Genomic DNA, 10824 nt, shown 5'->3' with positions numbered 1-10824 from the left:
AAAATTCTGTCCTTTGTGGTGTCGCTTTGCCCTTCCCCCCCCCAGGCTGTATTGCTGGAATGACGTCTGGTCGTCGATGGCGGCGTTTTTCAGCCAGGCGGGCAGCAGGGGCTCAAGGCGGGCCTTCATGTCGGGCGAAAGCCTCGGCGCTTCTAGCAGCGAGCGGGCCGGGTCGCTCAGGTCGTGGTAGAGATGCTTGAGGTCCTGCGTGTCGATCCCGGCAGGCAATTGCACCGCTTGCAGGTCGGCCAGTTGCTGCTCCAGCAGCATGGCCGCCTGGCTTTCGAAGACGTTGCCGCTGATCTCGTAGCGCTGGCAGGTGATGGTGTCGACGGTGTACTGGCTGGCGATGCGTGTTCCCCAATGGTGTTCGAAGGCCTCCAGGGAAGCGAAGGATTGCACCACGCTGCCGGGGCTGCACAGCAGAAATTCGCCAGTGCCCTGGTAGGCGCGGGTCAACAGGACCTCGCTTGCGAGCAGCACCGTCTGGTCGCTGCCCGTGGTGAGCCGGGTTTCCAGGTGATAGGCGTACACCGGTGTCTGTCGGTTGAGACACAAGCGTTGCTCGCGGTCCGGCCACCGGACGATCTGATCCAAGGCTTCGCGCGCGGTGTCGGTGAGGCCGGGTTGTTGCAGGCCACGCAGGTTCAAGGTGTTGCGCAGCACATCGCTGAGCCAGCGCCAGCGACTGGTGGGGTCACTTGTATCGGCTTTACCAACGCTGCTGATGTCGTCACTCCAGTAACGCACCAGCGCATCTTCAAGGCCAATGGGTACGCTCCAGGGCAGTTCAAGAATCGCTCTGCGAATGACCTCCATGTCCAGGCGTTGTTCGCCTGACCAGAGGCGCCGTGGCGGGTCGTCGGAAAGGAAGCAGTCAAGCGTTCCCTTCGGGCTGAAGTCCGGGGGAGTGCCGCTGGCCAGATAATCGAGGACCACGCTCATCAAGGGCCGGAATTGCCAGCCGCGTGCGGTGCCGTCCGGTGTCGCCAGTTGGGTCCTGGAGAGGTCGATGTCCAACCAGGGGTCGGTTTTCTTGAGGGCCTGTTCGAGCATCCGTCGGGCGACCTGTTCGAGGGTCGGGCGGTCGGCGAATTGCAGGCTGACACATTGGGCCAGCGCAGGGATCGAATCAGCGGTGGAAGGGGTATTCATGAGAAGTCCTTTTCACGAAACATGGCCGTCGGGATGACGGCGAGAAAAGTATCGACTTCCAGAGCGTGGGCAGGCGGTACATAAATACCGCCCGCCAAGACCGATGCCGCTCAGTCAGGCGTTGCGCTTTTTGACCTGATCAGGCGGGATCGGCCCCCAGCACGACGTTCAATGCGCTGCGGGCGTCGTCCAGCTGCACCAGCGTGGCGTGGCGGGCGCCGAGGGCGTCGCGATTCTCGATGGCGGTGAGGATCGCCTTGTGCCGCGGCATGGCCAGTTCATGGAGGTTGGGCCGTTGGTTGGAATGCTTGAGCGCCTCGGCGATGGCCACCGACAGCATGTTGCACAGGTTGGCGAGCAGGTCGTTGTGGGTGGCGTCGGCGATGCGGCTGTGGAAGTCCAGGTCCGGTTGCAGCAGGGCTTCGGGCGTCGGGGCGGCATCCATGCGCTCATAGGCTTCGCGAATCGCGGCGATGTCGGCGTCGGTGGCGAACTGTGCTGCCAGGGCGGCGGCCGCAGGTTCGATGATGCTGCGCACGCTGGTGAGCAGGCCGAAGAACTCGTTCTGCGGGCTGCTTTTCATCAGCCAGTGCAGCACGTCCGGATCGAGCATGTGCCATTCGCGCCGAGGCTTGACCACCGTGCCGACACGCGGGCGTGAATACACCAGGCCCTTGGCGACCAGCACCCGCGTGGCTTCGCGCAGCACCGGGCGGCTGACGGCGTACTCTTCACACAACAGGGCTTCGGCAGGCAGCTTATCGTCCGGCTTGAAACGTCCGGAGACGATCTGCATGCCCAGTTCCTGGACAATGCGCGCGTGCATGCTTTTGCGGTCGGAGGGTTTGCGGTAATCCATGGGGCGCGAAGCGATCCTGTGCGAGAGGGGTGCTGCGCATGATAGCAGGCGCGGCGAACATTCATCAGATCAAACGCTGAGGCCTGGCGAGCTTCTGTGGCGAGGGAGCTTGCTCCCGCTGGACTGCGAAGCAGTCCTTGGGGCGGTCGCTACGCAACCGAGCGGGAGCAAGCTCCCTCGCCACAGGTGATTGTGTCAGTCAAGATCGAGGTGACTGATCCGACGCCATCGCGAGCAGGCTCGCTCCCACAGGGGATTGATGGCGGAATGGATTCCCGGACCGCCTCAAAATCACTGTGGGAGCTTGCTCCTGAGAGGTCAGTGAGAGTGACGCGGCACCTCGGCCCCGCGGCAGCCGACCAGGAAGTCGAAGTCGCAGCCTTGGTCCGCTTGCAGCACATGGTCGATGTACAGTTGGCGATAACCACCCACCAGCAATTGTTGCGGCGGCGCGAGGTCCGCCAGGCGGGCGGCGAGTTCGGCGTCTGGGATGTCCAGGTGCAGGCGGCCGCTGGCGCAATCGAGTTCGATCCAGTCACCTTCCTTCACCGCGGCCAGTGGTCCGCCGGCGGCGGCTTCCGGTGCTACGTGCAGGACCACGGTGCCATAGGCGGTGCCGCTCATGCGCGCATCGGAAATCCGCACCATGTCCGTCACGCCCTGGGCCAGCAGCTTGGCCGGCAAGCCCATGTTGCCCACCTCGGCCATACCCGGATAACCCTTGGGCCCGCAGTTTTTCATCACCAGGATCGAGCTGGCATCCACGTCCAGTTCCGGATCGTTGATCCGCGCCTTGTACTCGTCGAAGTTCTCGAACACCACCGCACGACCGCGATGCTGCATCAACTCAGGCGTCGCGGCGGACGGCTTGAGGACCGCACCCAATGGCGCCAGGTTGCCGCGCAGCACGCAGATGCCGCCGTCGGCGCGGATCGGGTTGTCCAGGGTGCGGATGACCTGGTCCTGGCCGTAGATCGGCGCGTCCTTGGTGTTCTCGCCCAGGCTCTTGCCGTTGACGGTCAGGGCATCCGGGTTAGGGATCAGGTTGGCCTCGCCGAGACGGCGCAGCACCGCCGGCAGGCCGCCGGCATAGTAGAACTCTTCCATCAGGAAGCGTCCGGACGGTTGCAGGTCGACGATGGTCGGCATGCCGCGACCGATGCGGGTCCAGTCGTCCAGGTCCAGTTGCACCCCGATGCGCCCGGCGATGGCCTTGAGGTGGATCACCGCATTGGTCGAGCCGCCGATGGCCGCGTTGACGCGGATGGCGTTTTCGAACGCTTCCTTAGTCAGGATCTTCGACAGTCGCAGATCTTCGCGGACCATCTCCACCGCACGCATGCCAGACATGTGCGCCAGCACATAACGGCGTGCATCCACCGCCGGAATCGCGGCGTTATGCGGCAGCGAGGTGCCCAGGGCTTCGGCCATGCAAGCCATGGTCGAGGCCGTGCCCATGGTGTTGCAGGTGCCCGCCGAACGGGACATGCCGCCCTCGGCCGCGAGGAAGTCGTCGATGGTGATGGTGCCGGCCTTGACCTGTTCGCTCAACTGCCAGACCACCGTGCCCGAACCGATGTCCTGGCCCTTGTGCTTGCCGTTGAGCATCGGCCCGCCAGTGACGACGATGGCCGGCACGTCGCAACTGGCTGCACCCATCAGCAATGCCGGCGTGGTCTTGTCGCAACCGGTGAGCAGCACGACGCCGTCAATCGGGTTGCCGCGAATCGCCTCTTCCACGTCCATGCTCGCCAGGTTGCGGGTCAGCATGGCGGTGGGGCGCAGGTTCGATTCGCCATTGGAGAACACTGGGAATTCCACCGGGAAGCCGCCGGCTTCGATCACGCCGCGCTTGACGTGCTCGGCAATCTGCCGGAAGTGCGCGTTGCACGGTGTCAGCTCCGACCAGGTATTGCAGATACCGATGATCGGCTTGCCGTGGAACTGGTGGTCGGCGATGCCCTGATTTTTCATCCAGCTGCGGTACATGAAGCCGTTCTTGTCGGCAGTGCCAAACCATTGGGCCGAGCGCAGGGAAGGTTTCTTATCAGACATGATCGATTCTCTTATTGTATGACTATATTGTTCTGGATGAAGCGTAACATAAGCGCAATTTGTCCGGTTTGGAAGTGTTGTTGGGTAAATAGTATTACTATATAGTCCGACTCAACGGAGGGATTGTCCGGGTGCTCATTCACCTGAGAAATCCCCCGAGGTTCTATAACAACAACAATCGGAGACCGGTCCCATGAGCCAGGAATTGCGGCTTATTCGTCGCATCACGCTTAAACTGATTCCCTTCCTGATCCTGCTGTACCTGATCGCCTACGTGGACCGCTCTGCGGTGGGCTTCGCCAAGCTGCACATGGGCGCCGACATCGGCATCGGCGATGCGGCCTACGGTCTGGGCGCGGGTCTGTTTTTCATCGGCTATTTCCTCTTGGAGATCCCCAGTAACCTGATGCTCGAACGCTTCGGTGCCCGGCGCTGGTTTGCCCGGATCATGATCACCTGGGGCGCGATCACCATCGGCATGGCGTTCGTCCAGGGCCCCCATAGCTTCTATGTAATGCGCTTTTTGCTGGGTGCCGCCGAAGCGGGTTTCTTCCCTGGCGTGCTGTACTACATCACCCAATGGTTCCCGGTGCGCCACCGCGGCAAGATCCTTGGCCTGTTCATTCTTTCCCAACCCATCGCGATGATGATCACCGGTCCCGTGTCCGGCGGCTTGCTGGGCATGGACGGGATATTGGGCCTGCATGGCTGGCAGTGGCTGTTCATCGTCATCGGCCTACCGGCGGTGCTGCTGACCTGGCCAGTGCTGCGTTACCTGCCTGACGGCCCGCAACAGGTGAAGTGGATGGACCAGGCCGAGAAGGACTGGCTGACCGGTGAACTGAAAAAAGACCTGCAGGAATACGGCCAGACCCGCCACGGCAACCCGCTGCATGCGCTCAAGGACAAGCGCGTCTTGCTCCTGGCGCTGTTCTACCTGCCGGTGACCCTGAGCATCTACGGCCTGGGCTTGTGGCTGCCGACGCTGATCAAACAGTTCGGCGGCAGCGACCTGGTGACCGGCTTCGTGTCTTCCGTGCCGTACATCTTCGGCATCATCGGTTTGCTGATCATCCCGCGCAGCTCTGACCGTTTGAACGACCGCTACGGTCATCTGGCCGTGCTTTACGTGCTTGGCGCCATCGGTTTGTTCCTGAGTGCCTGGCTCTCGGTGCCGGTACTGCAACTGGCGGCGTTGTGCCTGGTGGCGTTCGCGCTGTTTTCCTGCACCGCAGTGTTCTGGACCTTGCCAGGACGTTTTTTCGCCGGCGCCAGTGCGGCGGCGGGCATTGCCTTGATCAACTCGGTGGGCAACCTGGGTGGCTACATCGGACCGTTCGTGATCGGCGCGCTGAAGGAGTACACCGGTAGTCTGGCGTCGGGGCTGTATTTCCTGTCGTGCGTGATGGTGTTCGGCCTGGTGTTGACCGGTGTGGTGTATCGGCTGCTGGAACGCAAGCACGCGCTGCCGGCGGATCAGTTCGCGGCCAGCGCCCGGGGGGCGACGCGTAGCTGAGGTCACCGTAATCAACTGAGGTCATTGCAATCACTGTGGGGAGTAGCTTTTGTGGCGAGGGAGCTTGCTCCCGCTCGGCTGCGTAGCAGTCGCAAGACAGGCGATTGTGTATTGCCTCAATACACTTGGCGCTTCGAGTGGGGGCGCTTCGCACCCCAGCGGGAGCAAGCTCCCTCGCCACAAAAGCGCGCAAGAGGACCGACAGTTCACTGCATGTTCATATTGGTTTCACAGGAGAAAATCCATGCGTTTAGTTCAATTCGAATTGCCCAACGGTGAACGCCGCGTCGGTGTGGTCGAGGGCGATCAGGTGCGCGAAGTGTTGGGCGCGCAGACGGTACGGGAGCTGGCGCTGGCGGCCATCGAGGCGGGGGTGAAGCTTGAGCAGCAGGTCAATGGCCTGGGTTTGGGCGCTGCCCATGACTACCCACGGTTGCTCGCTGAGCTACGCGTGTTGCCGCCTCTGGACCACCCGGACCCGGCGCACCTGCTGGTCAGCGGCACCGGCCTGACCCACCTGGGCAGTGCCTCGGCGCGGGACAAGATGCACCAGCAGGCCGGCGACGAAAGCGCCATGACCGACACCATGCGCATCTTCAAGTGGGGCGTGGAGGGCGGTAAGCCCCAGGCCGGGCAGGCCGGCGTGCAACCGGAATGGTTCTACAAGGGCGACGGCAGCATTGTCGTGCGCCCGGGCCATCCGTTCCCGCTGCCACCGTTTGCTGAAGACGCCGGTGAGGAGCCGGAGATCAGCGGCCTGTACGTCATCGGCTTCGACGGCAAGCCGTATCGCCTGGGCTTTGCCGTGGGCAACGAGTTCTCCGACCACGTGATGGAGCGCAAGAATTACCTGTACCTGGCCCACTCGAAATTGCGCAGTTGCAGTTTTGGTCCGGAACTTCGCGTCGGTGAATTGCCTCAACATCTGTCCGGGACCAGTCGCATCCTGCGCAACGGCGAAGTGCTGTGGCAGAACGAATTCCTCAGCGGCGAGGCGAACATGTGCCACAGCCTCGAAAACCTGGAATTCCACCATTTCAAGTACAGTCAGTTCCTGCGTCCGGGAGACGTCCACGTTCACTTCTTCGGCACCGCGACCCTGTCGTTCGCCGACGGCATCCGCACCCAGCCGGGGGATGTGTTCGAGATCAGCCAGGCCGAGTTCGGTGCGCCGCTGGTCAATGGCATTGCCCCGGTGGACGCGGTGTTCAACCCGGGTACTATCGGCACACTTTAAGAGGAGACTTGCGATGAACCAGATCCTTGGCCACAACTATATCGGCGGGGCGCGCAGCGCGGCCGGCCAGACCCGCCTGCAAAGCGTCGATGCGAGCACCGGTGAAAACCTGCCCGGTGAATTCATCCAGGCCACGGCAGAAGAAGTCGACGCCGCCGCCAAGGCTGCCGCTGCCGCATACCCGACCTATCGCAACCTGAGTGCAGTGCGTCGGGCCGAGTTTCTCGAAGCTATTGCCGATGAGCTGGACGCCCTGGGCGATGATTTCGTGGCCGTGGTCTGCCGTGAAACCGCCTTGCCGGCGGCACGTATCCAGGGCGAACGCGGGCGCACCAGCGGTCAGATGCGCCTGTTCGCCAAGGTCTTGCGTCGCGGCGATTTCTACGGCGCGCGCATCGACCGCGCCCTGCCGGAGCGCACGCCGCTGCCACGGCCTGACCTGCGCCAGTACCGCATCGGCCTGGGCCCGGTGGCGGTGTTCGGCGCCAGCAACTTCCCGTTGGCATTCTCCACTGCAGGTGGCGACACCGCGTCGGCCCTGGCCGCCGGTTGCCCGGTGGTGTTCAAGGCCCACAGCGGTCACATGGCGACGGCCGAATGGGTGGCTGATGCGATCATCCGCGCCGCCGAGAAAACCTCTATGCCGGCCGGTGTGTTCAACATGATCTACGGCGGTGGCGTCGGTGAGTGGCTGGTCAAGCACCCGGCAATTCAGGCGGTCGGCTTCACCGGTTCCCTGCGCGGCGGGCGGGCCCTGTGCGACATGGCGGCGGCACGTGCGCAGCCGATCCCGGTGTTCGCCGAGATGTCGAGCATCAACCCGGTGATCGTGTTGCCCAAGGCCTTGGAAAACCGCGCCGAAACCGTTGCCCGTGACCTGACCGCCTCGGTGGTGCAGGGCTGCGGTCAGTTCTGCACCAACCCTGGCCTGGTGATCGGCATCCGCTCGCCGCAGTTCACCGCGTTCACCCAACAAGTGGCTGCGTTGATCGGCGACCAGGCCCCACAAACCATGCTCAACGCCGGCACGCTGCAAAGCTATGGCAAAGGCCTGCAGAAACTCCTGGCCCATCCGGGCATCGAGCACCTGGCCGGGCGCGAGCAGCAGGGCAACCAGGCCCAGCCGCAGCTGTTCAAGGCTGACGCCAGCCTGCTGATCAACGGTGACGAGGCGCTGCAAGAAGAAGTGTTCGGCCCGACGACTGTGTTCGTCGAAGTGGCCGACCAGGCACAACTCAGCGCTGCGCTCAATGGCCTGCACGGCCAACTGACCGCGACGATCATTGGCGAGCCAGCCGACTTCGAACAGTTCGGCGAGTTGACCCCGCTGCTGGAACAGAAAGTCGGTCGCATCCTGCTCAACGGTTATCCGACCGGCGTGGAGGTGTGCGATTCGATGGTGCATGGCGGACCTTACCCAGCGACGTCCGATGCCCGTGGCACTTCGGTCGGCACCTTGGCAATCGATCGCTTCCTGCGGCCGGTGTGCTTCCAGAACTATCCGGACAGCCTGTTGCCGGAGCCGCTGAAGGATGCCAACCCGCTGGGGATCCTGCGCTTGGTGGATGGGGTGATGGGGCGCGAGGGGCTCTGAGGGGCGCGGTGAGGCCGTTGCATTGAGATTGGATGTGCTGGCCTCTTCGCGAGCAAGCTCGCTCCCACAGGGGATCTTTTGTGAATATAGAGTTTGTGTTCGCTGGAAATCCAACTGTGGGAGCGAGCTTGCTCGCGATGGCGATAGGCCGGTCAACATCGAGTCTGAAGTTATGGCCCAAGGCCCATGCCCACATTGGGCTATCATGCCCACTTCCCCATGAATGACTGATTTCCCATGACTGCCGTAACTGACACCCTGCTCGACGCCCTTCACAAATGCGACATGCTGATCATTGACGGGCTGCACGCATTCGATTTCTCCCTCGACGAGCAGGACCAGCTGCACGTCGAATGCATGAACGGTCGCACCCTCGAACATTGGCGCTTCACACCGGCGCAGATGCAGGCCGCGACGTTTGACCCGGCCCGCAAGCACTGGATCATCACCAGCGATTCGGGCGATCACCACCTGGAGTGCGTGGAAGCGACCAGCGGCCACGACGATGAGGACGATGAAGATGAAAATGCGTAGTCTCTGGCCGCTGTTGATGGCCGGCAGCGTGGGCGCCATGGGCGTCCAGGCGGGCACCGAGGAGCGTCATCAATTGCTGGTGGGTTCCTACACCGCCGGCCAGAGCCAGGGCATCTACCGCCTGCAATTCGACAGTAGCACCGGCCAGCTCGATGCCAGACCGCTGCAAGTGATCAAGACCGACAATCCCTCGTGGCTGACCCTTTCGCCGGACATGAGTCGGCTGTTCGTGGTCAACGAAAACGGGCCGGGACAGAAAGACCCGGTGGGCAAAGTCAGCAGCTACGCCGTTGACCCGAAGACCCATGAGTTGAGCCTGATCAACCAGGTGCAGTCCCTGGGCAACGAGCCGACCCACTCCAGCCTCAGCGGCGACGGCCGGCACCTGCTGGTCAGCAATTACTCGGTGGTCGAAGACCCGGGCGGCACCCTGGCGGTGTTGCCGGTCGCGGCTGACGGCAAGCTTTCGCCGCCGGTGCAGTTGAGCAGCCATCAGCCGAGCCGGGTCAACCCTGAGCGGCAAATGTCGGCGCATGTGCACGCGGCGGTGTCCTCGCCCGATGGCAAGTATGTGTTCGCCAATGACCTGGGGGCGGACAAGGTGTTCATCTACCGCTACGACCCCAAAGCCAACCCCGAACTGCCGTTGACCGCTGCCGACCCGGCCTTCGTGCAATTGCCGCCCGGAAGCGGCCCGCGCCATCTGCTGTTCAGCGCCGACGGCAAGCACGCCTGGCTGACCATGGAGATGAGCGCCCAGGTGGCGGTGTTCGATTACCAGGATGGACGCCTGATCCAGCGCCAACTGGTGGAGCTGGCGGCCGGCAAGCCTCAGCCGGGCAGGGCGGCCGCGGCGTTGCATGCCTCGAAGGATGGCAAGTTCCTGTACGTCAGCAACCGGGGCACCACCAACGAGCTGCTGGTGTTTGCCATCGACCCGGCGTCCGGCACGCTGAAAGAGCTGCAACGGCGCTCCGTCGAGGGCGATCATCCCCGGGAATTCAGCCTCGACCCGAGCGGCCGATTCCTGTTGATCGCCAACCAGAAGAGCAACCAGATCGTGGTGCTCGAGCGCGATTCGAAGACCGGCCTCCTGGGTAAGACCGTGCAAAAACTGCCGATGGATGCGCCGAGCGACTTGAAGTTCGTGGTGCGTCAATAGACCGCAGGCCCCGTGGTTCGGGGCCTGCGCCGTTGTATCAATGAGGCTGATATTCGCTAGCAGTGCAAAGCATTTCAAGACGAGACGCCTCGGCGCGTAAGTTTGCTTCACGGCCCAACCGGGCATGACCGCCAACTGAATCCGAGGACTACCGCCATGAATCTCAATCTCTTCTCCGTAATCGCCGCTTCCGCTATCTCCGCCACCGTGGCCTTGCCAGCCAGCGCGAGCATCGAGATCAACAACCGGAAAAACCACACCCAGAGCTACACCGAGAAATACCTGCAACAGAGCGCCAACTTCTACGCCGCGCTGGATCACAAGACCCAACACTGAGCGACACGCGACAACTGAAGCCTGCGATCTTTTCATCTTTCAACAAGAGAAAAGATCGCAGGCTTCGTCGTTTCCAGGGTTCGCATTAATTCTTGCTGTAATATCACATGGCCATGTGTTTAAATTTGACGCTGATAAATTGACTCCTTGCCGATAAGGATCGACCCATGGTGATGCGCCTGGCCGTGATGCTGCTGTTTCTCTACTCCACCCCGATTGTTTCTGCTGCCCAGCCGGTGCCCGGTGAGTTGGAAGTGGCGAGGGAGCGATTACTCAGTTTGCTCAGTGATTGAATTCGACTGCTTTTGTGGCGAGGGAGCTTGCTCCCGCTCGATTGCGCAGCAATCGCAAAAAGGGGTCTGCTGCGCAGCCCAGC

General features: G+C 62.6%; 9 protein-coding genes and 1 pseudogene. 7 read left to right on the top strand and 3 right to left on the bottom strand.

Annotated elements, in window-relative coordinates:
* The 3 genes and pseudogenes from ACLEJR_RS25910 to ACLEJR_RS25900 all read right to left on the bottom strand — a co-directional run.
* Positions 1 to 1155 (bottom strand): annotated as a pseudogene (locus tag ACLEJR_RS25910) (hypothetical protein); the annotation flags it as partial.
* Between the two features lie 139 nt (positions 1156 to 1294).
* The gene (locus ACLEJR_RS25905; RefSeq protein WP_440793374.1) at positions 1295 to 2014 is read right to left on the bottom strand and encodes a FadR/GntR family transcriptional regulator; all 720 of its coding nucleotides are present in this window, start codon (positions 2012 to 2014) and stop codon (positions 1295 to 1297) included.
* Between the two features lie 318 nt (positions 2015 to 2332).
* The gene (locus ACLEJR_RS25900) at positions 2333 to 4069 is read right to left on the bottom strand and encodes an IlvD/Edd family dehydratase (RefSeq protein WP_440793372.1); all 1737 of its coding nucleotides are present in this window, start codon (positions 4067 to 4069) and stop codon (positions 2333 to 2335) included.
* 193 nt (positions 4070 to 4262) lie between these two features.
* On the opposite strand from ACLEJR_RS25900, the gene ACLEJR_RS25895 reads away from it, so the two are divergent.
* The 7 genes from ACLEJR_RS25895 (at position 4263) to ACLEJR_RS25865 (ending at position 10741) form a co-directional block, all read left to right on the top strand.
* Positions 4263 to 5585 (top strand): MFS transporter, encoded by a 1323-nt coding sequence (locus ACLEJR_RS25895; RefSeq protein WP_440817491.1) that lies wholly within the window; start codon positions 4263 to 4265, stop codon positions 5583 to 5585.
* Between the two features lie 244 nt (positions 5586 to 5829).
* The gene (araD1, locus tag ACLEJR_RS25890; protein WP_440793368.1) at positions 5830 to 6822 is read left to right on the top strand and encodes an AraD1 family protein; all 993 of its coding nucleotides are present in this window, start codon (positions 5830 to 5832) and stop codon (positions 6820 to 6822) included.
* Positions 6823 to 6835: 13 nt separating this feature from the next.
* Entirely contained in the window at positions 6836 to 8416 is a 1581-nt protein-coding gene (locus ACLEJR_RS25885; protein WP_440817489.1) for an aldehyde dehydrogenase (NADP(+)), read from the top strand.
* A 237-nt stretch (positions 8417 to 8653) separates the two neighbouring features.
* Entirely contained in the window at positions 8654 to 8950 is a 297-nt protein-coding gene (locus ACLEJR_RS25880) for a DUF5629 family protein (RefSeq protein WP_440817487.1), read from the top strand.
* The gene (locus tag ACLEJR_RS25875) at positions 8937 to 10112 is read left to right on the top strand and encodes a lactonase family protein (RefSeq protein ID WP_440817484.1); all 1176 of its coding nucleotides are present in this window, start codon (positions 8937 to 8939) and stop codon (positions 10110 to 10112) included. Before ACLEJR_RS25880 ends, ACLEJR_RS25875 begins: the two co-directional genes overlap by 14 nt.
* Before the next feature lie 156 nt (positions 10113 to 10268).
* Positions 10269 to 10448 carry a hypothetical protein gene (locus tag ACLEJR_RS25870; RefSeq protein WP_440793360.1) on the top strand — a complete coding sequence of 60 codons (180 nt, stop codon included), beginning with the start codon at positions 10269 to 10271 and terminating at the stop codon, positions 10446 to 10448.
* 167 nt (positions 10449 to 10615) lie between these two features.
* Positions 10616 to 10741, top strand: a complete 126-nt coding sequence (locus ACLEJR_RS25865; protein ID WP_261978327.1) for a hypothetical protein — start codon at positions 10616 to 10618, stop codon at positions 10739 to 10741.
* The last annotated feature ends 83 nt before the right edge of the window (positions 10742 to 10824 follow it).

The sequence above is a fragment of the Pseudomonas sp. SMN5 genome (genome assembly GCF_052041925.1).
In the GTDB taxonomy this organism is placed as follows: Bacteria; Pseudomonadota; Gammaproteobacteria; order Pseudomonadales; family Pseudomonadaceae; genus Aquipseudomonas.
This window is presented reverse-complemented; position numbering and strand designations above follow the sequence as displayed.

Excerpts from the sequence above, each read along its gene's own strand:
- ACLEJR_RS25905 (WP_440793374.1), bottom strand. The coding sequence starts at position 2,014 with ATGGATTACCGCAAACCCTCCGACCGCAAAAGCATGCACGCGCGCATT.
- ACLEJR_RS25900 (WP_440793372.1), bottom strand. The coding sequence starts at position 4,069 with ATGTCTGATAAGAAACCTTCCCTGCGCTCGGCCCAATGGTTTGGCACT.
- ACLEJR_RS25895 (WP_440817491.1), top strand. The coding sequence starts at position 4,263 with ATGAGCCAGGAATTGCGGCTTATTCGTCGCATCACGCTTAAACTGATT.
- araD1 (WP_440793368.1), top strand. The coding sequence starts at position 5,830 with ATGCGTTTAGTTCAATTCGAATTGCCCAACGGTGAACGCCGCGTCGGT.
- ACLEJR_RS25885 (WP_440817489.1), top strand. The coding sequence starts at position 6,836 with ATGAACCAGATCCTTGGCCACAACTATATCGGCGGGGCGCGCAGCGCG.
- ACLEJR_RS25880 (WP_440817487.1), top strand. The coding sequence starts at position 8,654 with ATGACTGCCGTAACTGACACCCTGCTCGACGCCCTTCACAAATGCGAC.
- ACLEJR_RS25875 (WP_440817484.1), top strand. The coding sequence starts at position 8,937 with ATGAAAATGCGTAGTCTCTGGCCGCTGTTGATGGCCGGCAGCGTGGGC.
- ACLEJR_RS25870 (WP_440793360.1), top strand. The coding sequence starts at position 10,269 with ATGAATCTCAATCTCTTCTCCGTAATCGCCGCTTCCGCTATCTCCGCC.
- ACLEJR_RS25865 (WP_261978327.1), top strand. The coding sequence starts at position 10,616 with ATGGTGATGCGCCTGGCCGTGATGCTGCTGTTTCTCTACTCCACCCCG.